We start from the raw sequence: 21,748 nt of genomic DNA on the forward strand, positions 1-21,748 counted from the left end.
GAGATAGCCTGTGGAACGCGAATACATGGAATTCGACGTCGTCATCGTCGGAGCCGGCCCCGCCGGGCTTTCCGCCGCATGCCGCCTGAAACAGAAAGCCGCCCAAGCCGGCCAGGAAATCAGTGTGTGCGTGGTGGAAAAAGGCTCTGAAGTTGGCGCCCACATCCTGTCGGGTGCGGTGTTCGAACCTCGCGCCCTCAACGAGCTGTTCCCGGACTGGAAAGAACTGGGCGCCCCGCTGAACACGCCGGTCAAAGGCGACGACATTTATGTCCTGACCAGCGCCGAAGCCGGCACCAAAGTGCCGGGCGCGTTCGTGCCCAAGACCATGCACAACGAAGGCAACTACATCATCTCCCTGGGCAATCTGTGCCGCTGGCTGGCCCAGCAGGCGGAAAACCTGGGCGTGGAGATCTACCCGGGCTTCGCCGCCCAGGAAGCGCTGATCGACGAAAACGGCGTCGTGCGCGGGATCATCACCGGTGATCTGGGCGTGGACCGTGAAGGCAATCCCAAAGAAGGCCTGTACACCCCGGGCATGGAGCTGCGCGGCAAGTACACGCTGTTCGCCGAAGGCTGCCGCGGGCACATCGGCAAGCAGTTGATCAAGCGCTTCAATCTGGACAGCGAAGCCGACGCTCAGCATTACGGCATCGGCCTGAAGGAAATCTGGGAAATCGACCCGGCCAAACATCAGCAAGGCCTGGTGGTGCACACCGCTGGCTGGCCGCTGGACGTCATGGGCACCGAAAACACCGGCGGCTCCTTCCTCTATCACCTGGAAAACAACCAGGTGGTGGTCGGCCTGATCGTCGACCTGTCGTACGCCAACCCGTACCTGTCGCCGTTCGACGAGTTTCAGCGCCTCAAGCATCACCCGATCCTCAAGCAATATCTGGAAGGCGGCAAACGCGTGAGCTACGGCGCCCGCGCGATCTGCAAAGGCGGTCTGAACTCGCTGCCGAAAATGGTATTCCCGGGCGGCGCGCTGATCGGTTGCGACCTGGGCACGCTGAACTTCGCCAAGATCAAAGGCAGCCATACCGCGATGAAGTCCGGCATGCTGGCCGCCGAATCGGTGGCCGACGCGCTGTTCGCGGGCAACGAAGGCGGCGATGCGCTGAACACCTATGTCGACGCGTTCAAAGCCAGCTGGCTGCATGAAGAACTGTTCGCCAGCCGCAACTTCGGCGCGGCGATCCACAAGTTCGGTCCGGTACTGGGCGGCGCCTTCAACTTCATCGATCAGAACCTGTTCGGTGGCAAGATCCCGTTCACGTTGCACGACAACAAGCCTGACTACGCATGCATGAAGCTGGCCGCCGACTCGAAGAAGATCGATTATCCGAAACCGGACGGCAAACTGAGCTTCGACAAGTTGAGCTCGGTGTTCATCTCGGGTACCAACCACGAAGAAGAGCAGCCTTGCCACTTGAAGCTCAAGGATCCAGGCATTCCGATCAACGTCAACCTGCCCAAGTACGATGAGCCGGCCCAGCGTTACTGCCCGGCAGGTGTGTACGAGGTGGTGACTCAGGAAGACGGCGCCAAGCGCTTCCAGATCAACGCTCAGAACTGCGTGCACTGCAAGACCTGCGACATCAAGGACCCTTCGCAGAACATCACCTGGGTGACGCCGGAAGGCGCGGGTGGGCCGACCTACCCGAATATGTAAAAGACGCAGCGGCCAGTGTCGAGCTGCAAGCGACTAGAGAAAGGCGCCCTGATGGGCGCCTTTTCCGTTTATCAGGCCTGGTGCTTTACGCCGAAAACCGCAGCCGGTCGCCCTCTTCCCCCGGATTGCGCTCGAAATACCGTTTGTACTCGCGGCTGAATTGCGACGTGCTCTGATAGCCCACCTTGTGCGCGACCTGCGCCACGCCCATGCCTTCGCCGATCAGCATCTGCTGGGCCTTGAGCAGCCTCACCCGCTTGAGGTACTGCACCGGCGACAACAGGGTGCTGCGCTTGAAGTGCTCATGAAAGGTCGACGCGCTCATGTTGGCGCGGCGGGCAAGATCATCGACGCTCAATGGCTCGTTGTAATGATCGCGAAGAAACTGCAGCGCCGCGCCGATCCGCGCGAAGTGTCCCTGTTGCTCGACCAGCGCCCGCAAGACGCCGGCCTGGGCGCCTCGCAGCGCGGCATACAGCACCTCCCGCACCCGCGCCGCGCCCATCACTTGCGCGTCGAGCGGATCGTGCAGACAGCGCAACAAACGCTCGACACTTTCACGCATGGATGCGTCCAGTTCGGCAGACGTCATGGACTCGGGCGTCTGCGCCTTCACCGACGGGTCGGGCGCCAGGTGCATCATCTGCACCAGCTCGCTCAACACCGTGCGGTCGATGGACACGGCGACGCCATACATGGGTTCGTCCCGGGTGGCGAAGGTTTCGCACATGAACGGCACCGACAGCGCCTGAACCAGATAATGGCCTGCGCCGTACTCGAACGTGCGCGGCCCCAGGCGCGCGAGTTTGCTGCCTTGGGCGAGGATGATCAGGCTCGGCTCGTAGATCTGCGGACTGCTGGCGACATAGCGGTCCCACGACATTGCCTGCACGCCACGAACGCGTGTATCAACGAAGCCGGGTTGCACCGCGAGGGGCTTGATCAGGGCGACCAACGTGGCGTTGGCCGCTGAATGAAGAGTCAGTGACATAAGTGACCGGACAGAGGATTAGACACTGACATCATCGCAGATATGCCGCATCAAGCCGCTACCGCAAAGGCAACTTCGGAGGAATGTGCATGACAGACGGAGAATCGTTCATGGCTGCCGTCGGCCCCGCTGCGGACAATAGCCCGCCTCAACCGTCATCGTTTTTGCGAGGTATTACATGTACACAGCCATCGGTTACGCCGCTCAGTCCGCGACCACTCCCCTCGCCCCCATGACCTTCAACCGCCGCAGCCCGCGGCCTGACGATGTGGCCATCGAGATCCTCTACTGCGGCGTGTGCCATTCCGACATCCATCAGGCACGCAACGAGTGGGGCATCGCCGTTTACCCATTGATGCCAGGCCATGAAATCGTTGGCAAGGTCACCGAAGTCGGCGCCAATGTCAGCAAGCACAAGGTTGGCGATCTGGTGGGCGTTGGCTGCATGGTCGACTCCTGCCGTCATTGCGAAGCCTGCGCCGCCGATCTGGAGCAATACTGCCTGGAAGGTCCGACCCTGACCTACGCCACCCCCGACCGCATCGACGGCAGCAACACCATGGGCGGCTATTCCAACAGCATCGTGGTCAGCGAGCACTTCGTGGTGCGCATTCCCGAGAAGCTGAATCCGGCCGCCGCAGCGCCGATCCTCTGCGCGGGCATTACCACCTATTCGCCGCTTAAGCATTACGGCGTCAAGGCAGGCGACAAGGTGGGCGTGCTGGGCATGGGCGGTCTGGGCCACATGGGCATCAAGTTCGCCAAGGCCATGGGCGCAGAAGTCACGCTGTTCACCCGCTCGGCCAGCAAGGCGGAAGAAGCCCGCCGCCAAGGCGCCGATCACGTGATCGTGTCCACCGACGCCGAGCAGATGAAGGCCGCTGCCGGTCGCTTCGACTTCCTGCTCGATACCATTCCGGTGCAGCACGACCTCAATCCGTACCTGGAAACCCTGCGCTTCGACGGCGTGCACATCTTGGTCGGCCTGATCGAACCGGTGGACCCGGCGCTGCATGCTGCCAATCTGGTGATGAAGCGTCGAGTGCTGGCGGGTTCGCTGATCGGCGGCATTGCCGAAACTCAGGAAGTGCTGGATTTCTGCGCCGAGCATGACATCAGCTGCGACATCGAGATGCTCGACATCAAGCACATCAACGAGGCTTACAGCCGCATGATCGCGGGCGACGTGAAGTACCGTTTCGTCATCGACATGGCCACGCTGAAAGCCTGATCGCTTGTCTTCTGATCGTTCCATGGGGACGGTCAGAACGCGATAACTGTAGGAGTGAGCTTGCTCGCGATCGCCGTCGTTCACTCACCTCATCAGGAGACAGGTATACCGCGATCGCGAGCAAGCTCACTCCTTCAAGAAGGGCGTTTGATCAGACAGAGGGATCAGCCCCCCAACTCCGCCGACAACCGTGCCGCCGTTTCTTTGATCACCGGCACCAGTTCGGCCATCTTTTCCAGCGGCATGTACGGCACCGTGCTGGCAATGCTGATACCGGCGACGATGTGTTTGCTCGCATCGCGGATCGGCGCCGCCACGCAGCGGATCGACGGTTCGTTGTCTTCCAGATCGAACGCGTAACCGCCCTTCACGTATTCGTGCATCCGCGCGCGCACCTGCTCCCAGGTCTGCTCCTGATGCGCAGGCCACAGCGGGTTTCGGGTAACCTCCGGCACACTGATGTCGTACAGACGCCGCCATTCGCTTTCGGGACTGTCCAGCAACAACGCCTTACCAATGCCGGTGCGCGCCAGCGGCATGCGATGGCCTACCCGCGAGCGCATTTCCGGACCGTTGCGTCCGGGATTCTTATGCAGATAAAGCACTTCGTCGCCATCGCGCACTGCCAGGTGAACGGTGTCGCCGGTCAACGCCGACAGCTCGTCGAGAAACGGCCTGGCCAGCATCGCCAACGGCACTTCTTCGCGCGCCTGAAACCCCAGCTCGATCAGTTTCGGACCCAGCAGATACCCCACTTGGGGCAGCACGCGCAGGTAACGCTCTTCCACCAGGCAACTGGCCAGCCGATGTGTCGTGCTGCGCGTGGTGCCGATCTGACGGGCAATTTCCTTGAGATCGCGGGCGCCGCCGGCGACGGCCTGAACCACCCCAAGCCCGCGCAGCAGGGTTTGCGTGCCGGTCGGCGCAGGGTCTTTGCCAGTCACGCCAGCGGTGTCGGAAGAATCGTGCATATCGCGCCTTATCAAATCAAAAAGCTGGCGGCATTATCGTCGCCAGCTTCGTCGCCTGCCAGCCTTAGAGCTCGATGCGCTCGACCTTGCCCACCAGCAGAATGTAGGACAACGCGCCCAGCAGTGCGAGCACGGCGATGTAGGTGATGGCCGGCGCAAAGGATTCGCCCGACGCCAGGAAGCCGATGACGATCGGCGTGGCAATGGCGGCGAGGTTGCCGATCAGGTTGAACGTGCCGCCGGTCAGGCCCAGCAGGCGCGCCGGAGCCAATGTGGACACCAGCGACCAGGTGATCGAGGCCAGTCCGTTGCCGAAGAATGCCAGCGCCAGGAATGCAATGACCAGCGGTGTGGAGTCGACGTAGTTGGCGCCGATGATCGAGGTGGAGATCAGCAGTCCGGCGATGATCGGCAGCTTGCGCGCGAAACCTACGGTGTGACCGCGACGGATCAGCCAGTCGGAGAAGAACCCGGAGCACAACACGCCGACGAACGCCGCCAGGAACGGCAGTGACGCCAGCAGCCCCGACTTGATGAAGTCCATGCCACGGTATTTGACCAGATAGGTCGGGAACCAGGTAAGGAAGAACCACAGCGTCGAGTTCAGGCAGAACTGTCCCAGGTAAATGCCCCACAGCTTGCGCTTGCTCAGGACGATGCCCAGGTCCATCCAGCTGAAGCCGCGCTTGACGTTGCCGGCGTCGTTCTGGATATCCACCAGACCGCCGCCCTCTTTGATCAGATCGATCTCGCCCTGATTGACGCCTTTGAAGTCGCGCGGTTCGCGGTAGACCATGTACCAGATTGCAGCCCAGACGACACCGACGCCGCCGGTGGCAACGAAGACCATGTGCCAGCCGTATCGAGTCTGCAGCCAGGCCAGCACCGGAGTCAGAAATGCCAGGCCGACGAACTGCCCGGAGGTGTAGAAGCCGACGGCGGTTGCGCGCTCCTTCTCCGGGAACCAGGCAGTGACCACCCGGCTGTTGATCGGGTACGCCGGAGCCTCCAGCGCACCGACCGCCAAGCGCAGCACGAACAGGCCGATGAAGCTGCCGACAAAGCCCAGGAATATCGTCGCCACCGACCACAGGGCCAGCGCCACGGTGTAGAGAATACGCGGCGGAACGCGATCGACCAGCCAGCCACCGGGCAGTTGCATGGCCGCGTAGGTCCAGCCGAAGGCCGAAAACACCAGGCCGACGTGCACTGGATCGATGCCCAGCTCGCTGGTCAGTGCGGGCGCGGCGATGGACAGGTTGCTGCGGTCCAGATAGTTGATCACCACCGTAATGAACAGCAGGACCATGATGAAAAAGCGTTTACGGGTCGGTGTGACGGCAAGCGTCCCCGCTTCTGGCAACGTCTGTGTGCGCATGGGAAGTGCCTCTTTTTATGGTTGTCTGAGGTCTGGAATTGTTTTGCGTGTATGACGCATCGTGACTGCGCAGTTGATGCTTGCACGCGCTGCGCGGAAACGATCAATGAGCCTTCGTGAGCAAGCGCTCTGCCACAGGGTTCCGGGTGTGCCCCCTTTTGAGCACGACACAAAGTCTCTGGGCGTGAGCGTGCTCACGAATGAGGTCAACCCGGTATCAGGGTTGACCTCAGTCAATCACCACTCGGCAAAACTGCCGTCGGCATGGCGCCAGATCGGGTTGCGCCAGCGGTGGCCGATGGCCGCGCGCTCTTTGACGTACTCCTCGTTGATCTCGATGCCGAGGCCCGGTCCGTTGGGGATTTTGACCATGCCCTTGTCGTAGTCGAAGACTTCCGGGTTCTTGATGTAGTCGAGCAAATCGTTGCTCTCGTTGTAATGAATACCCAGGCTCTGTTCCTGAATGAACGCGTTGTAGCAGGCGGCATCCAGTTGCAGGCAGGCCGCCAGCGCGATCGGCCCCAGCGGACAGTGCAGGGCCAGCGCGACGTCATAGGCCTCGGCCATGTTGGCGATCTTGCGGGTTTCGGTGATGCCGCCGGCATGGGACGCGTCCGGCTGGATGATGTCGACGTAGCCCTCGCTCAGCACGCGCTTGAAATCCCAGCGCGAGAACAGACGCTCACCCAGTGCAATCGGCGTGCTGGTCAGTGGCGCCAGTTCCTTGAGCGCTTCGTAGTTCTCGCTGAGTACCGGCTCCTCAATGAACATCAGCTTGTAGGGATCGAGCTCCTTCATCAGCACCTTGGCCATCGGCTTGTGCACACGGCCATGGAAATCCACGCCGATGCCGACGTTCGGGCCGACGGCGTCACGCACGGCGGCAACGTTGGCCAGCGCCAGGTCGACTTTCTCGAAAGTGTCGAGGAACTGCAGCTCTTCGGTGCCGTTCATCTTGACCGCGGTGAACCCACGGGAAACGGCCTCTTTGGCCGCACGGGCGGTGTCGGCAGGACGATCGCCGCCGATCCACGAATACACGCGGATCTTGTCGCGCACCTGACCACCCAGCAAATCGCTGACCGAAACACCCAGCGCCTTGCCCTTGATGTCCCACAGTGCCTGATCGATACCGGCCAGCGCACTCATGTGAACGGCGCCGCCGCGGTAGAAGCCGCCGCGATACAGCACGGTCCAGATGTCTTCGATATTGCGCGGATCCTTGCCGATCAGATAGTCGGACAGCTCTTCGACGGCGGCGGCCACGGTGTGCGCACGTCCTTCGACCACGGGTTCGCCCCAGCCGGTCACACCCTGATCGGTTTCGACTTTCAGGAAGCACCAGCGCGGCGGAACGATGAAGGTCGTGAGTTTGGTGATTTTCATAAGGGTCTCTCTTATTCAATGACGCTTGTTCGGCGGCGCGACAAGCGCTCGATTCAAAGGTTGTTCGCAGGCTTGTGCTGGTTCCAGGCGGCGACGTAGGCCTTGGCACGCTCGGCGACTTGCTCGGCGCTGAGGCCTGGCTTGAAGAGACCAGAGCCCAGCCCGAAGCCCGACACGCCGGCGTCGAGGAACACTTTCATGTTGTCAGGCGTGATCCCGCCCACCGGAATCAGCGCGGTCCCCGCCGGCAGGACGGCCAGCCAGGCCTTCACCACCGCAGGGCCCATCTGCTCGGCCGGGAACATTTTCAGGACGTCGGCGCCTTCCGCCAGCGCAGCGAACGCTTCGGTCGGCGTGGCCACGCCTGGCGACAGAAACAGACCGTGCTCCTTGGCCGCGCGCAGCACTTTCGGATCGCTGTGGGGCATGACGATGACCTGCCCGCCGGCTTCCTTGACGTGCTGGACTTGCTCGGGGGTCAGCACAGTCCCGGCGCCGATCAGGCAATCGGCGGGCAGGCTCTGACGCAGAAGGCGGATGCTGTCGTACGGCTGCGGGGAATTGAGCGGCACTTCAATGACCCGAAAACCGGCCGTGTACAGGACGTCGCCGATGGCGGGTGCTTCTTCGGGGCGCAGGCCGCGCAGAATCGCAACCAGGCCGTTTTGCACGAGGGCTTGCTTGAGCATGTCAGTTCTCTACGTGAAGGGGCCGGGCAGCGGCCGCCGAAAGGGATGGGATCAGACCGGCCTGCACCGCGACCTGCCAGAGACCGCGCTCGGTGGCCTGTTCGGCCAGCGTGATCTGCGGGAAACCGCCGGCATCGAGCGCACGCTGATAACGGGCCAGCAACGCATCGCTGCCGATCAGGATGACCGCTGGCAATGGAGCCTCGTCCTGGCGCAAAAGTTGCGCGAGGGCCGCGATCTCGTGACCGATCAACAGGCCGGACAAGTAATCGGATTGCGCCGCGCCAGACAGTGCCCCGGTGAGTCCGAGGGTCCGGCAGCTGAAGATGGTCGACAGCGGACCGGCGGCGCCGACGGGAGAAAAGGCGACGCCGACGCCGCGATCGAAGGCGGCAGCGTCAAAGCCGTCGCCCCGCTGCAGGGTGCGCCCGAGAATGGTGTGACTGGACAGCGCGGCATAGACCTCGCCGGTCATGAAGGTGTCGAAATGCACGATGCGGCCATCCTGCGCCCTCACCCACTTGGAGTGGCTGCCAGGCAAGCCGATCAACAGGGGCCTGGCGGTATCGCCGGGCGGCAGTGCGTCGAGCACGCCGAGCACTTGAGTTTCTTCGCCGCGCATGACGTTGGGCAGCTCGGAGCGTTGCAACACGCCCGGAATGATGTGCACGTCGGTGCCGCGTACGCTGCGGACCGTCACCAGCGCCGAACTGAGCGCCGCGACGCTGGCCGGGGTTTGCTGATACGCCGCTTCGCGCCAGCCCTGGGCACTGCCGACCATGCCGCAGGCGATCACCGGGAGCGTAGGGTCGGCGTCCAGCCAGTCGCCACAGGCCTCATCGAAGGCCAGTTCGAAACCGTCACTGACCTGTTGCCCGGCAATGCTGCGAGGGGTCGAAGGCAGTTGCATGATGCCCGCCGTGAGCGAGCGGTGTTCCAGAACCCGGCCGTGTCCGCCGAGTCGATACGCACGAAGGGAAGTCGTTCCCCAGTCGAGCGCGATCAATTGCGCCTGCATGGCTTCACCTGATTGTTATTAATGAGTGAATGCGAGACGAACTATAAACCTGAGCCCAACCATATCTCAATATATAAATGACGATCCCATATTATGGGAATCTCTATCGGACGAGCGCGCTCATTCGCGAGCGTTCATGTCTGGCCTCTGCGCCCCGGGCTGAGGCATACTCGGAGCGCCCCGGTTTTTCAGTCTCAGCATCATTTGCTGGCGGTAGCGATCCTGCGAATCGCCATTACCGGCGCCAGTGCCGCACACCGGTCGGTGCCACGCAGATACGTCGGCGTCCAGCCTCTCTGGAACAACCTGCCGCGCATCCGCCATCAGAGCGAAAAGCGGTCATCACCCTGCCCATATGACTCTTCTCGCGCGCCACGCGTGACGTGCCTGTGCCGCCCACTGCCCGACATTCCTGATACTCATCTACATAAGGACCCGTACGATGAAGCGATTCCTCGTGCTCGACAGCTTTCTCGGGCTCTGCGCACTGGCGCTGATCGTCCACCACTCACACATTGAACGGAGCATCAGCGAGCTTGCGTTTTTCCGGAACGCCAGCCAGTTCGCAGGCTTTTTCTTCGCGCTGAGTGGCTTTCTGATTTATCGCCACTACGTGGCCTCCTTTAAAACCCCACGGCTGTTGCATGAATTCGTGATCTCGCGCGTCTGCCGCGTGCTGCCGTTGCACGTGGCGGTGATGCTGTTCTTCATCGGATTCGAATGTCTGAAACTGCTGCTTGAGCGCCGCGGTCTGTCGCTCAGCTTTCCAGCGTTCAGCGGCGACCGGGCGCCCAGCGAGATCTTGCCCAACCTGCTGCTGATACAGGCCTGGTGGCCGGGGTTCAACGCCTTGTCGTTCAACTATCCGTCCTGGCTCATCAGCGTTCAGTTTTATCTGTGGATGGTGTTCGGCGTGATCGCCTACGCACTGCCCGGCATCGCCCGCAAGGTGTTCGCGTTGCTCGGCCTGCTGGCGTTCGTGGCGTTGTTCGAGGACTTTGGCGCGATTCCGCGCAACGTGCTCTGGGGCACCGCGTGCTTCTTCGCCGGGGCAATGACGTACCGAATTTATGCGCGGCTGCACTCGACGCCGGGCCCGATCGTCGCCAGCGTGCTGGAAGTGGCGATTCTGGCGAGCATCGGCTGGGTGATGAGCGACGCCGAGCCGCCGTTGACGATTGAGCTGGGGTTGCTGTTCTGCGTCGCGATCCTGATCTTTGCCCATGAGGCCGGGATCGTTTCGCAACTGCTCAAGCTGCGAGTGTTTCCAGCATTGGGCAGGCTCTGGCTGTCGATCTACCTGACCCACGCCGCCGTGATTTTCGTACTGGCAACCGGCCTGACCGTCGCCGGGAAGTTCGGCGGTTTTGCACTGCTGGTCGACAGACCCGGAGAAGCGCCAGGGACCCTGCTGCGTTACCTGAGCACCGGCAGCGCTCTGAACGACAACCTGTTGATGCTGCTGGTGGTGGTCGCGGTGGTCGTTGTCTCGATGCTGACCCATCGTTACATCGAGGTGCCCGGCATCCGGCTGGGCGAGAACTGGAAGCACGGCACGCGTTTCCACCGCCGCAAGGATGATCCGCCACAGCAGCAGGCCTGACGCTTGGCCACGCAGGCAGCGCGTTCAAGACTTTTGCAGACGCCAAAAAAAACCGCCCCGAGAGGCGGTTTTTTTACGTCTGGCACGCAGGCCGGATCAACGCTCCAGCAGGATCCGCAGCATGCGGCGCAGCGGCTCGGCGGCGCCCCACAGCAGCTGATCGCCTACAGTGAACGCGCCCAGGTACTGCGAGCCCATGTTCAGCTTGCGCAGGCGGCCGACCGGAATGTTCAAGGTGCCGGTCACCGACGTCGGGCTGAGTTCCTGAATGCTCGCCTCACGGTTGTTCGGCACCAGTTTCACCCACGGGTTGTGCTGGCTGATCATGCCTTCGATGTCGGCGATCGGAACGTCTTTGTTCAGCTTGATGGTCAGCGCCTGGCTGTGGCAGCGCATGGCGCCGATGCGCACGCAGATGCCGTCGACCGGGATCGGGCTCTTGAAGCGACCGAGGATCTTGTTGGTCTCGGCCTGACCTTTCCACTCTTCGCGGCTCTGACCGTTCGGCAACTCTTTGTCGATCCATGGGATCAGGCTGCCGGCCAGCGGCACGCCGAAGTTCTCGGTCGGGAAGCTGTCGCTGCGCATGGCTTCGGCGACCTTGCGGTCGATGTCCAGAATGGCGCTGGCGGGATTGGCCAGTTCATCGGCGACCGAGGCGTTGATGGTGCCCATCTGCTTGATCAGTTCACGCATGTTCTGCGCGCCGGCGCCAGACGCCGCCTGATACGTCATGACGTTCATCCACTCGACCAGACCGGCTTCGAACAGCCCGCCCAGGCCCATCAGCATCAGGCTGACAGTGCAGTTGCCGCCGATGTAGTTCTTGGTGCCGGCGTCCAGCTGCTGGTCGATGACCTTGCGGTTGACCGGATCGAGGATGATCACGGCATCGTCCTGCATGCGCAGGGCCGAAGCGGCGTCGATCCAGTAGCCCTGCCAGCCCGCCTCACGCAGCTTGGGGAAAACCTCGTTGGTGTAGTCGCCGCCCTGACAGGTCAGTACCACGTCCAGGGTCTTGAGCTCGTCGATGCTGTAGGCATCTTTCAACGGCGCAACATCCTTGCCCACCGATGGACCTTGTCCACCGACGTTGGAGGTGGTGAAAAAAACCGGCTCAATGAGATCGAAATCCTGCTCTTCCAGCATACGCTGCATGAGCACGGAACCAACCATACCGCGCCAACCGACCAGACCTACACGTTTCATCGCAACTACACCTTAATTAAAAGTGGGGCCCTTTCTGCACGGAGCCGGCAGGCTCGACATTGCAGTCACGGGCCCGAGATATTACAGATTGCGCAGCGCGGCGACTACGGCGTCGCCCATTTCCTGTGTACCGACCCTGACAGTGCCTTCAGACCAGATATCACCGGTGCGCAGACCCTGATCGAGGACCAGGCTCACGGCCTTCTCGATGGCATCGGCCGCCGTGTGCTGATTGAAGCTGTAACGCAGCATCATCGACACCGACAGGATGGTCGCCAGCGGGTTGGCCACGCCTTTGCCGGCGATGTCGGGCGCCGAACCGTGGCAAGGCTCGTACATGCCCTTGTTGTTCGAATCCAGCGATGCCGACGGCAGCATGCCGATGGAGCCGGTGAGCATCGACGCTTCGTCGGACAGAATGTCGCCGAACATGTTGTCGGTGACCATCACGTCAAACTGCTTGGGTGCGCGGACCAGCTGCATCGCGGCGTTGTCCACGTACATGTGGCTCAGCTCGACGTCCGGATAATCCTTGGCAACCTGCTCGACCACTTCGCGCCACAGCTGGCTGGACGCCAGTACGTTGGCCTTGTCCACCGAGCAGAGCTTCTTGCCGCGCACCCGCGCCATGTCGAAACCGACGCGCGCAATGCGACGGATCTCGCTCTCGCTGTAAGGCAAGGTATCGTAAGACTGACGTTCGCCGTTTTCCAACTCGCGGGTGCCGCGCGGTGCACCGAAATAGATACCGCCGGTCAGCTCGCGAACGATGAGGATGTCCAGGCCCGCAACGATCTCAGGCTTGAGGCTCGACGCATTGGCCAGTTGCGGATACAGGATGGCAGGACGCAGGTTGGCGAACAGACCCAACTGAGAGCGGATTTTCAGCAGGCCACGTTCCGGACGGATATCACGCTCGATGGCGTCCCACTTCGGACCGCCCACCGCGCCCAGCAGCACGGCGTCGGCCACGCGGGCGCGATCCAGCGTTTCATCGGCCAGCGGCACACCGTGCTTGTCGATGGCCGCACCGCCGATGACGTCGTGGCTCAATTCGAAACCCAGTTGGTACTTCTCATTGGCCAGCTCCAGCACCTTGACCGCTTCGGTCATGATCTCCGGACCAATGCCATCACCTGGGAGAACCAGAATCTGCTTGCTCATAGAACCCTCGTTTCAAAATTGCGGTCGGCCTCTAGAGCGAGGCCGACTCGGGAGCTGCAAGTTTCAAGCGGCAAGCTGTCAGAAGAAGCCGCGCGCGTCCCAACTTGCCGCTTGTCGCTGAAAACCTGTCGCTGCTTCTATCGGAACAACCACGGCTGGCTTGCACGATGCTTGCTCTCGAACGCCGAAATCGCCTCGCCATCGACCAGCGTCAGGCCGATGTCGTCCAGGCCGTTGAGCAGGCAATGCTTGCGGAACGCGTCGATCTCGAAGCTGTACACCTTGCCATCTTCGCGGGTCACGGTCTGCGCCTGCAGGTCGACGTTCAGCTGATAACCTGGATTGGCTTCGACCACCTTGAACAGATCGTCCACATCGCTTTCGCTCAGAATGATCGGCAACAGGCCGTTTTTGAAGCTGTTGTTGAAGAAGATGTCAGCGTAGCTCGGCGCGATGATACTGCGAAAACCGTACTCCTCCAGCGCCCACGGGGCGTGCTCGCGGCTCGAGCCACAGCCGAAATTCTCGCGGGCCAGCAAGACGCTGGCGCCCTGATAACGCTCGGCGTTGAGCACGAAGTCAGGATTCAGCGGACGCTTGGAGTTGTCCTGATAAGGCTGGCCGACGTCCAGGTAGCGCCACTCGTCGAACAGGTTAGGGCCGAAACCGGTACGGCGGATCGACTTCAGAAACTGCTTGGGAATGATCTGGTCGGTGTCGACGTTGGCGCGATCCAGCGGAGCGACCAGGCCGGTGTGTTGAGTAAAAGGCTTCATGGGAGGCTCCTTATTGCTGGCTCATGGTGCGGACATCGACAAAACGGCCGTTCACGGCTGCCGCCGCCGCCATCGCCGGGCTGACCAGGTGAGTACGACCACCGGCACCCTGACGGCCTTCGAAGTTGCGGTTGGACGTCGACGCGCAATGCTCGCCGCTTTCCAGCCGGTCCGGGTTCATCGCCAGACACATCGAGCAACCTGGCTCACGCCATTCGAAACCGGCTTCGATGAAGATCTTGTCCAGACCTTCTTTCTCGGCCTGTTCCTTGACCAGCCCCGAGCCCGGCACGACCATTGCCTGCTTGATCGTCGACGCCACTTTGCGGCCTTTGGCGATCTCGGCAGCCGCGCGCAGGTCTTCGATCCGCGAGTTGGTGCAGGAGCCGATGAAGACGCGATCGAGCTGAATGTCGGTGATCGCCTGATTGGCCTGCAGCCCCATGTACTTCAGTGCGCGCTCGATGGAGCCACGCTTGACCAGATCCGCTTCCTTCGCAGGATCGGGAACATTCTGATCGACGGCCAAGACCATTTCCGGCGACGTGCCCCAGCTGACCTGCGGTTTGATCTGAGCGGCGTCGAGCTCGACGACGGTGTCGAACACGGCGTCGGCGTCGGACACCAGATCTTTCCAGGCTTCGACCGCCAGGTCCCACTGCTCGCCTTTCGGTGCGAATGGACGGCCCTTGACGTAGGCAACGGTCTTCTCGTCGGTCGCCACCAGCCCCACGCGGGCGCCCGCTTCGATAGACATGTTGCAGATGGTCATGCGGCCTTCGACGGACAGGTCGCGGATCGCGCTGCCAGCGAACTCGATGGCGTGACCGTTACCGCCAGCGGTGCCGATCTTGCCGATGATCGCCAGCACGATGTCTTTGGCCGTGACGCCGAACGGCAGCTTGCCCTCGACTTTCACCAGCATGTTTTTCATTTTCTTGGCGACCAGACACTGCGTCGCGAGCACGTGCTCGACTTCAGAGGTGCCGATGCCGTGGGCCAGCGCGCCGAAGGCGCCGTGGGTCGAGGTGTGCGAGTCGCCGCAGACGACGGTCATGCCCGGCAAGGTTGCGCCCTGCTCCGGGCCGATCACGTGAACAATGCCCTGGCGCACGTCGTTCATCTTGAATTCGGTGATGCCGTACTCATCGCAGTTGTCGTCCAGCGTCTTGACCTGCAGGCGTGATACCTGATCGACGATGGCATCCACGCCGTCCTTGCGGTCAGGCGTGGTCGGCACGTTGTGGTCAACGGTGGCGACGTTGGCGTCGATACGCCATGGTTTGCGGCCCGCCAGGCGCAAGCCCTCGAACGCCTGTGGCGAGGTCACTTCGTGAATGATGTGACGATCGATATAAAGCAGCGCCGAGCCATCGTCGCGCTGCTTGACCAAATGCGAATCCCAGAGCTTGTCGTAAAGCGTTTTGCCGGCCATCAGACGGTTTCCTCATCAGCTTGTTTCTATGCCCTGGGCTGCGACATCACGGCGATGCCCTAAAACCCTTTGGCTTGTGGGGGAGATGCTATGGAATATGCTTAAATAACTCAAATTCATATTTTTCATGCTTTGGATAACCAACAGGAATTCGAGATGGACCTGGCGAACCTCAACGCCTTTATCGCGATCGCCGAGACCGGCAGCTTCTCTGCCGCGGGCGAGCGCTTGCACCTGACACAGCCTGCTGTCAGCAAACGTATCGCGGGCCTTGAACAACAACTTGATGTGCGCCTGTTCGACCGGCTGGGTCGCGAGGTCAGCCTGACCGAGGCCGGTCGCGCCTTGCTGCCACGGGCTTATCAGATCCTCAATGTGCTGGACGACACGCGTCGCGCGCTGACCAACCTCACTGGGGAGGTCACCGGCCGGCTGACTCTGGCCACCAGCCACCACATCGGCTTGCACCGGCTGCCGTCTTTATTGAGGGCGTTCACGCGGACCTATCCGGATGTGGCGCTGGACATTCAGTTTCTTGACTCGGAAGTGGCCTACGAGGAAATCCTCCACGGTCGCGCGGAACTGGCCGTCATCACCCTCGCGCCCGAGCCGCACTCGCTGATCAAGGCAGTGATGGTCTGGGATGACCCGCTGGACTTCGTCGCCGCGCCCGAGCATCCACTGGCCAGCACTGCGTCGGTGACCTTGGCGGACATTGCCAGCTACCCGGCGGTGTTTCCGGGCGGCAACACCTTCACCCATCACATCGTCAGCGACCTGTGCGAAGCACAAGGGCTCAAGCCGAACATCGCGATGAGCACCAACTATATGGAGACGATCAAGATGATGGTGTCGATCGGGCTGGCCTGGAGCGTATTGCCCAGAACCATGCTCGACGAACAGGTCACGCGCATTCCGCTGCCGGGCATACAGCTGCGCCGCCAGCTAGGCTACATTGTCCACACGGAACGCACGCTGTCGAACGCCGCCCGGGCGTTCATGGCGTTGCTGGATGCACAGGCGCAAACCGTCTGAGCGGGTGCAGTTCACTGATCGACATACCGGCTTCACTCTTTGAAGGCTCGTGATCACATGCCCATAACCGCAGACAGCCCCTCGATTGAGCTCACTGGCCTGGCCTTGACCGCAAAGGAGTCGGAAAAACACTTTGCGACGCTGTTCAATCTCAGCCCTAACGTGGTGCTGCTGACCCGTTTCGAAGACGGCCTGATCTGCAACGCCAATCGCCATTTCGAACTCATCTTCGGCTGGCCGATGATTGATTGCGCGGGACGCACCACGGTCGACATCGGGCTGTGGATCGATTTGCGACAGCGCCAGCTGGCGCTCGAAAGGACGATCCTGACCGATCAGCCCGCCAGCCTGGAGACCCAGTGGCGCGCGCGCGACGGAAACATCCACGATGGCACGCTGTACACGCAGACAATCGAGCTGAGCGACGGCATGTACCTGCTCAGCACGTTCATCGACAACACCGAGCGCAAGCACGCCGAAGCGGCCTTGAAGGCCAGCGAGGAGAAGTTCGCCAAGGCGTTTCACTCAAGTCCGGACGCTATCATCATCACCGAGCAGGCCACCGGCCGTTACCTGGAAGTCAACGATGGCTTCTGCCGACTGACCGGCTACACCAGCAGCGACGTGATGGGCCGCTCTGTCTACCGGTCCGGGATTCTGGCCGACATCACCCAGCGCACCCGGCTGATTCAGGAAATGGAAGAGCGCGGCACGGTGCAAAACCGGGAGTTGCTGGCGCGCGGCAAGAACGGCGACCTGCTCACCGTCGACGTGTCCATCGTGCCGCTGATGCTCAACGGCGCCGCCTGCCTGCTGATCACCGCGCGAGACATCAGCCAGTTGAAGAACGCGCAGGCGCAGATTCAACATCTGGCGTACCACGACTCACTGACCAACCTGCCGAACCGCGCGCTGCTGATGGACCGGCTCAGCCAGCAGATCGCCCTGCTCAATCGGCATGATCTGCGCGGCGCTCTGCTGTTCCTCGATCTGGATCATTTCAAGCACATCAACGACTCGCTCGGCCATCCGGTCGGCGACAGCGTCCTGAAGATCGTCACGGCCAGGCTGGAAGCGAGCGTGCGGCTGGAAGACACCGTCGCGCGACTGGGCGGGGACGAGTTCGTGGTCCTGATCAGCGGCCTTGAGGGCTCACGTGAGCAGGTGGTCGATCAGGTCAACGCACTGACCGACACGCTGCGCGAGCTGCTCGCCGAACCGATGTTCCTCGACGGGCATCGGCTGCAAGTCACGCCCAGCATCGGCGTTGCGCTGATTCCCGATCACGGGTCGACGCCGGCCGATCTGCTCAAGCGTGCAGACATCGCGCTGTACCGGGCCAAGGATTCGGGACGCAACACCACGCAAATGTTTCACGACACCATGCAGGTGGCCGCCAGCGAGCGGCTGCGTATGGAAAACGATCTGCGCCAGGCCCTCAGCCGCGGAGAATTCAGCCTCAGTTACCAACCGCAAGTCGACACCCGCGGCAACCGCATTGTCGGCGCCGAAGCGCTACTGCGCTGGCAGCGTCCGGGCCTGGGTCAGCTGCCGCCAGACCAGTTCATCCAGATCATGGAAGAAAGCGGCATGATCCTCGACGTCGGCAACTGGATTCTCGAGCAGGCCTGCAGGACCGGCAGCGAATTGCTCGGCAAGGGCCTGATCGACGGCGAAGATTTCAGCCTGTGCGTCAACATCAGCCCGAGACAATTTCGCCAGACCGATTTCGTCCAGCGCATCCAGCGTTGCCTGCAGGGTTGGGGGCTGCCCACGCGCATGCTGAAACTGGAAATCACCGAAGGCATCGTGATTCAGAACCTGGAAGACACCATCGCCAAGATGCTGCAACTGCGGCAGATCGGCATCAGTTTCGCGATGGACGATTTCGGCACCGGCTATTCGTCGCTGACCTACCTCAAACGCCTGCCCGTGGACGCGCTGAAGATCGACCAGTCCTTCGTGCGCGACGCCACCAGCGACCCCAACGATGCGGAAATCGTGAGGGCAATCGTCGCCATGGCCGCCAGCCTGAACCTGACGATCATTGCCGAGGGGGTGGAAAAGCAGGAACAGCTGGACTTTCTGGCTCAGCTCGACTGCCATCTGTATCAAGGCTATCTGTTCAGCGAGCCCTTGAGTGCCGATGGGTTCGAGGCATTGCTGCGTGTCCAGGTAAGCCAGGGCTGAGGCTTGCGCCGGACAGCGGCACTTGAAATGGACACCCGGAACGCCCGAGGACGTGCCGATGATTCATCCAATAAAAAAGGCGCCCCGGAGGGCGCCTCTTGTCTGGATGGATGGATCAATGAGCCAGCGCTTTCTGGCCGTTGATCTGAATGCGCTTAGGCTTGGCCTCTTCCGGCACCAGACGCAGCAGATCGATGTTCAGCAAGCCGTTTGCCAGCGCGGCGTCTTTCACTTCGATGTGATCGGCCAGGCGGAACGACAGCTTGAACGCACGCTGGGCAATGCCCTGATGCAGGAAGGTCACGCCTTCAGCGGCCTTTTCACGCTTGTTGCCGGTCACGGTCAGCACGCCCTTCTCGACCTGCAACTCCAGGTCTTCTTCCTGGAAACCCGCAGCCGCGATGACGATGCGGTATTGGTCATCTGCGTGTTTCTCGACGTTGTAGGGAGGGTAGCTGCTGGCCGACTCGTTACGGGCTGCCGATTCGAACAGATCGTTGAAACGGTCGAAGCCAACGGAAGAGCGGAACAGTGGAGCCAGGGAAAATGCGGTAGTCATGTGAATCTCCTGATAAATCAGCAAGTGGTTGTCTCCGCGACCCGTCTTCGGCATCGCGTAATCCCTAGATAAGGACAGTCACTTCTGTTTCAAGAGTCGCTATGAAAAATTTTTCAGGCCACTTCCTGCTCGACGATGCCGAGCATCCGGCTGATGCGCTCGCAATCGGTTTCCCGCCGCAACGCGTCGAACAACACGACGGCTTCGGGGTAGCTTTTGGTCAGCAGCACCACCCATTGCTTGAGGCGCCCGGGCGCCTGAACGCGCGTCATCTTGGCCATCGCCTGCAACCAGAACTCGCGCAGCAATGGCTGCAGTTCTTGCCAGGTCATCGCCACCACGTCGCGCCCGGCTTGCGCAGCGGCAATCTGCCGGCCCAGGTCGGGCCGCGCCACCAGGCCACGGCCGATCATGATGTCGCGCGCGCCGCAGATCTCCCGGCAACGGCGCCAGTCGTCGACCGTCCAGATTTCGCCGTTGGCGATGATCGGGATTCTGACCACGTCCTGAATCTTGCCGATCCACTCCCAGTGCGCGGGCGGCTTGTAGCCGTCGACCTTGGTCCGGGCGTGCACCACGATGTGCTGCGCGCCACCGGCTTCCAGCGCCCGGGCGCAATCGAGCGCCGGTTCGGTGCTGTCGTAGCCCAGGCGCATCTTCGCGGTGACGGGAATGTGTGCAGGCACGGCACGGCGCACATGGCTGAGGATCGAATGCAGCAGCTCGGGCTCCTTCAACAGCACAGCCCCGCCCCGCGACTTGTTGACGGTCTTGGCCGGGCAGCCGAAGTTGAGGTCGATCACCGGCGCGCCCAGCTCAGCGGCGAAGGCGGCGTTTTCTGCCAGGCACACTGGATCGGAGCCCAGCAATTGCACACGCAACGGCACGCCGGCGCGGGTCTTGGCGTCGGTCAGCAGTTCGGAAGCGAACTTGTGGAAGTAATGCGCCGGCAGCAGACGCTCGGTCACCCGGATGAATTCGGTCACGCACCAGTCGATGCCGCCCACCTGAGTCAGCACATCGCGCAGAATATCGTCGACCAGGCCTTCCATGGGCGCCAGAGCAATTTGCATGGATCACACTCGGAAAAAAGTCCGGCAGTTTACGCAGTGGCCGCCGTAATGGAAACGGGCAAGCCCTACCGGGTATCAGGAGGTCGCCATCTGCAACGCCGGTGCGTAACCGTCGATGAACTCAGTCGGCATCCGCTTGGGCTTGCCGGTCGACAGCTCGATGCACACGAAGGTGGTCTGCGCACGCAGCAGGGTCACACCATCGCCCGGACGTTTGAGCTGGAAACGTCGGGTCATTTTCAGGCGCTGGTCCCAGTTGACGATCCAGGTTGCCAGCTGCAACTCCTCATCCTGATAAGCACTGGCGAGGTAGTCGATCTCGTGCCGCACCACCGCCATGGCCCTGTCCAGTCGCCGGTATTCGGTCAGATCCAGACCCAGATGCTGCGAATGACGCCAGGCACACCGTTCAAGCCAGGTGACGTACACCGCATTGTTGGCGTGCCCCAGGCCATCGATGTCGTCCTCACTGACGTGCAAATCGATGACGAATGGCGTTGCCAGATCCCAGACCATGCTCGTTCCTGCCCTCGTGGTTTCATTCGCGTTCGAACTGTAGGACCGGCTTTCAGCGGGAAACGCCGGGCATCACCTCTCAGACTGAGGGTGTTCGCACAGTGTAACGAAAAGCGTCGGGCGATGAAGCGCGATGTCCGTTCCGGCTTAGAGCATGGCCGACTTCGCAGCCCGCAGGACGCGGTCGGACAGCTCGCAGGGCCCCAAAGCGCGAGCCAGCGCCAGGCCGCCCAGCATCAGGGCGATGTCGGCCAGGGTCTTGTCGGTTTCTTCGGGGCTGGATGCCAGCTGCGCGATCATTAACTCGACGTGCTCGGCCAACGCCCCGCGAAAATCGTCCGACAAACGCGCCATTTCACCGATCGCGGTGGGCAACGGACATGCGTGGTCTTCGGCGTCGCGGTGTTTGCGCGACAGGTAAAACGCCGCGAGCAAGGCGCGGCGCTCGGCTCCCGGCAACTGATCGTCGATACTGGCGACCATCTCCCGGCGTTCGGCGAGCAAGTGATTGAAGGCCTCCAGCATCATCGCTTCCTTGCTGTCGAAGTGGGCGTAGAAGCCACCCACGGTCAATCCGGCCGCGCCCATGATTTCATTGACGCTGGGTTCCACCGGACCGCGTGCGATCAACGCCATGCTGGCGGCCGTCAGGATGCGCTCGCGGGTTTGTGCCTTTTTATCGTTCATGTCCGCCTCCGGGATGATGGCAGTAATATTATCTGCATCATGCGCGATGGCAAGCAAAGAGAATGAATGCAAGGGAGGATGCGAAGGACTGCAGCATGACTCAGCCTGCGGGACGGTCGGACAACCAGAACGAGGGCTCGAGAAATAAAACCCAAAAAAACA

Annotated in this window: 18 protein-coding genes and 1 pseudogene; 5 read left to right on the top strand and 14 right to left on the bottom strand. The window is 61.8% G+C overall.

Annotated elements, in window-relative coordinates; translation table 11 throughout:
• Window positions 1–10 precede the first annotated feature (10 nt).
• Window positions 11–1,675, top strand: coding sequence for an electron transfer flavoprotein-ubiquinone oxidoreductase (locus AAGQ88_RS17060; protein WP_285426096.1), 1,665 nt, complete (start codon window positions 11–13; stop codon window positions 1,673–1,675).
• A gap of 85 nt (window positions 1,676–1,760) precedes the next feature.
• Here AAGQ88_RS17060 and AAGQ88_RS17065 read toward each other — a convergent pair whose 3' ends face one another.
• On the bottom strand, window positions 1,761–2,666 hold the full coding sequence (locus tag AAGQ88_RS17065) for an AraC family transcriptional regulator (protein WP_342653033.1): 906 nt from the start codon (window positions 2,664–2,666) through the stop codon (window positions 1,761–1,763).
• Between the two features lie 178 nt (window positions 2,667–2,844).
• Here AAGQ88_RS17065 and AAGQ88_RS17070 point away from each other — a divergent pair, with 178 nt between their 5' ends.
• A complete protein-coding gene (locus AAGQ88_RS17070; protein ID WP_093459236.1) occupies window positions 2,845–3,897 on the top strand; it encodes an NAD(P)-dependent alcohol dehydrogenase in 1,053 nt (350 codons plus the stop codon).
• A 164-nt stretch (window positions 3,898–4,061) separates the two neighbouring features.
• On the opposite strand, the gene AAGQ88_RS17075 is transcribed toward AAGQ88_RS17070, so the two are convergent.
• The 5 genes from AAGQ88_RS17075 to AAGQ88_RS17095 form a co-directional block, all read right to left on the bottom strand.
• A complete protein-coding gene (locus AAGQ88_RS17075) occupies window positions 4,062–4,868 on the bottom strand; it encodes an IclR family transcriptional regulator (protein WP_093459237.1) in 807 nt (268 codons plus the stop codon).
• 64 nt (window positions 4,869–4,932) lie between these two features.
• Window positions 4,933–6,246 (bottom strand): MFS transporter, encoded by a 1,314-nt coding sequence (locus AAGQ88_RS17080; RefSeq protein WP_285426099.1) that lies wholly within the window; start codon window positions 6,244–6,246, stop codon window positions 4,933–4,935.
• A gap of 237 nt (window positions 6,247–6,483) precedes the next feature.
• Window positions 6,484–7,632 (bottom strand): galactonate dehydratase, encoded by a 1,149-nt coding sequence (gene dgoD, locus AAGQ88_RS17085; RefSeq protein ID WP_093459239.1) that lies wholly within the window; start codon window positions 7,630–7,632, stop codon window positions 6,484–6,486.
• Between the two features lie 53 nt (window positions 7,633–7,685).
• Complete coding sequence (locus AAGQ88_RS17090) at window positions 7,686–8,321, bottom strand: 2-dehydro-3-deoxy-6-phosphogalactonate aldolase (protein WP_093459240.1); 636 nt, start codon at window positions 8,319–8,321, stop codon at window positions 7,686–7,688.
• 1 nt (window position 8,322) lies between these two features.
• A complete protein-coding gene (locus AAGQ88_RS17095; protein ID WP_342653034.1) occupies window positions 8,323–9,339 on the bottom strand; it encodes a 2-dehydro-3-deoxygalactonokinase in 1,017 nt (338 codons plus the stop codon).
• 442 nt (window positions 9,340–9,781) lie between these two features.
• Here AAGQ88_RS17095 and AAGQ88_RS17100 point away from each other — a divergent pair, with 442 nt between their 5' ends.
• The gene (locus AAGQ88_RS17100; protein WP_342653035.1) at window positions 9,782–10,942 is read left to right on the top strand and encodes an acyltransferase; all 1,161 of its coding nucleotides are present in this window, start codon (window positions 9,782–9,784) and stop codon (window positions 10,940–10,942) included.
• A 96-nt stretch (window positions 10,943–11,038) separates the two neighbouring features.
• Here the strand turns inward: AAGQ88_RS17100 and asd are convergent, their stop codons facing one another.
• From asd to leuC, 4 genes are all read right to left on the bottom strand, one after another.
• Window positions 11,039–12,151 carry an aspartate-semialdehyde dehydrogenase gene (gene asd, locus AAGQ88_RS17105; protein WP_285426102.1) on the bottom strand — a complete coding sequence of 371 codons (1,113 nt, stop codon included), beginning with the start codon at window positions 12,149–12,151 and terminating at the stop codon, window positions 11,039–11,041.
• Window positions 12,152–12,232: 81 nt separating this feature from the next.
• A complete protein-coding gene (leuB, locus tag AAGQ88_RS17110; protein WP_342653036.1) occupies window positions 12,233–13,315 on the bottom strand; it encodes a 3-isopropylmalate dehydrogenase in 1,083 nt (360 codons plus the stop codon).
• Window positions 13,316–13,452: 137 nt separating this feature from the next.
• On the bottom strand, window positions 13,453–14,091 hold the full coding sequence (leuD, locus tag AAGQ88_RS17115; RefSeq protein ID WP_285426104.1) for a 3-isopropylmalate dehydratase small subunit: 639 nt from the start codon (window positions 14,089–14,091) through the stop codon (window positions 13,453–13,455).
• A gap of 10 nt (window positions 14,092–14,101) precedes the next feature.
• Entirely contained in the window at window positions 14,102–15,526 is a 1,425-nt protein-coding gene (gene leuC / locus AAGQ88_RS17120; protein ID WP_342653037.1) for a 3-isopropylmalate dehydratase large subunit, read from the bottom strand.
• A gap of 156 nt (window positions 15,527–15,682) precedes the next feature.
• Here leuC and AAGQ88_RS17125 point away from each other — a divergent pair, with 156 nt between their 5' ends.
• Complete coding sequence (locus AAGQ88_RS17125; protein ID WP_285426106.1) at window positions 15,683–16,561, top strand: LysR family transcriptional regulator; 879 nt, start codon at window positions 15,683–15,685, stop codon at window positions 16,559–16,561.
• Between the two features lie 120 nt (window positions 16,562–16,681).
• Window positions 16,682–18,751, top strand: a pseudogene (locus AAGQ88_RS17130) (EAL domain-containing protein); the annotation flags it as partial.
• 115 nt (window positions 18,752–18,866) lie between these two features.
• Here AAGQ88_RS17130 and AAGQ88_RS17135 read toward each other — a convergent pair.
• The 4 genes from AAGQ88_RS17135 to AAGQ88_RS17150 all read right to left on the bottom strand — a co-directional run bounded on the left by AAGQ88_RS17135 (window position 18,867) and on the right by AAGQ88_RS17150 (window position 21,586).
• Window positions 18,867–19,310 carry an Hsp20 family protein gene (locus AAGQ88_RS17135; protein ID WP_342653038.1) on the bottom strand — a complete coding sequence of 148 codons (444 nt, stop codon included), beginning with the start codon at window positions 19,308–19,310 and terminating at the stop codon, window positions 18,867–18,869.
• Between the two features lie 113 nt (window positions 19,311–19,423).
• Window positions 19,424–20,383, bottom strand: coding sequence for a tRNA-dihydrouridine synthase family protein (locus AAGQ88_RS17140; protein WP_342653039.1), 960 nt, complete (start codon window positions 20,381–20,383; stop codon window positions 19,424–19,426).
• 75 nt (window positions 20,384–20,458) lie between these two features.
• On the bottom strand, window positions 20,459–20,899 hold the full coding sequence (locus tag AAGQ88_RS17145; protein ID WP_342653040.1) for a thioesterase family protein: 441 nt from the start codon (window positions 20,897–20,899) through the stop codon (window positions 20,459–20,461).
• Between the two features lie 147 nt (window positions 20,900–21,046).
• Window positions 21,047–21,586: a TetR/AcrR family transcriptional regulator gene (locus AAGQ88_RS17150; RefSeq protein ID WP_285426110.1), complete on the bottom strand. Its 540-nt coding sequence runs from the start codon at window positions 21,584–21,586 to the stop codon at window positions 21,047–21,049.
• Window positions 21,587–21,748 lie beyond the last annotated feature (162 nt).

The organism is Pseudomonas sp. F3-2, from assembly GCF_038804275.1.
Taxonomy (GTDB): domain Bacteria; phylum Pseudomonadota; class Gammaproteobacteria; order Pseudomonadales; family Pseudomonadaceae; genus Aquipseudomonas.

What these genes read in the sequence shown, in the direction of transcription:
- AAGQ88_RS17135 (WP_342653038.1), bottom strand. Translation starts at nt 19,310, where the DNA reads ATGACTACCGCATTTTCCCTGGCTCCACTGTTCCGCTCTTCCGTTGGC.
- AAGQ88_RS17065 (WP_342653033.1), bottom strand. Translation starts at nt 2,666, where the DNA reads ATGTCACTGACTCTTCATTCAGCGGCCAACGCCACGTTGGTCGCCCTG.
- AAGQ88_RS17080 (WP_285426099.1), bottom strand. Translation starts at nt 6,246, where the DNA reads ATGCGCACACAGACGTTGCCAGAAGCGGGGACGCTTGCCGTCACACCG.
- AAGQ88_RS17090 (WP_093459240.1), bottom strand. Translation starts at nt 8,321, where the DNA reads ATGCTCAAGCAAGCCCTCGTGCAAAACGGCCTGGTTGCGATTCTGCGC.
- leuB (WP_342653036.1), bottom strand. Translation starts at nt 13,315, where the DNA reads ATGAGCAAGCAGATTCTGGTTCTCCCAGGTGATGGCATTGGTCCGGAG.
- leuC (WP_342653037.1), bottom strand. Translation starts at nt 15,526, where the DNA reads ATGGCCGGCAAAACGCTTTACGACAAGCTCTGGGATTCGCATTTGGTC.
- AAGQ88_RS17145 (WP_342653040.1), bottom strand. Translation starts at nt 20,899, where the DNA reads ATGGTCTGGGATCTGGCAACGCCATTCGTCATCGATTTGCACGTCAGT.
- leuD (WP_285426104.1), bottom strand. Translation starts at nt 14,091, where the DNA reads ATGAAGCCTTTTACTCAACACACCGGCCTGGTCGCTCCGCTGGATCGC.
- AAGQ88_RS17125 (WP_285426106.1), top strand. Translation starts at nt 15,683, where the DNA reads ATGGACCTGGCGAACCTCAACGCCTTTATCGCGATCGCCGAGACCGGC.
- dgoD (WP_093459239.1), bottom strand. Translation starts at nt 7,632, where the DNA reads ATGAAAATCACCAAACTCACGACCTTCATCGTTCCGCCGCGCTGGTGC.
- AAGQ88_RS17140 (WP_342653039.1), bottom strand. Translation starts at nt 20,383, where the DNA reads ATGCAAATTGCTCTGGCGCCCATGGAAGGCCTGGTCGACGATATTCTG.
- AAGQ88_RS17070 (WP_093459236.1), top strand. Translation starts at nt 2,845, where the DNA reads ATGTACACAGCCATCGGTTACGCCGCTCAGTCCGCGACCACTCCCCTC.
- AAGQ88_RS17150 (WP_285426110.1), bottom strand. Translation starts at nt 21,586, where the DNA reads ATGAACGATAAAAAGGCACAAACCCGCGAGCGCATCCTGACGGCCGCC.
- AAGQ88_RS17095 (WP_342653034.1), bottom strand. Translation starts at nt 9,339, where the DNA reads ATGCAGGCGCAATTGATCGCGCTCGACTGGGGAACGACTTCCCTTCGT.
- asd (WP_285426102.1), bottom strand. Translation starts at nt 12,151, where the DNA reads ATGAAACGTGTAGGTCTGGTCGGTTGGCGCGGTATGGTTGGTTCCGTG.
- AAGQ88_RS17075 (WP_093459237.1), bottom strand. Translation starts at nt 4,868, where the DNA reads ATGCACGATTCTTCCGACACCGCTGGCGTGACTGGCAAAGACCCTGCG.
- AAGQ88_RS17100 (WP_342653035.1), top strand. Translation starts at nt 9,782, where the DNA reads ATGAAGCGATTCCTCGTGCTCGACAGCTTTCTCGGGCTCTGCGCACTG.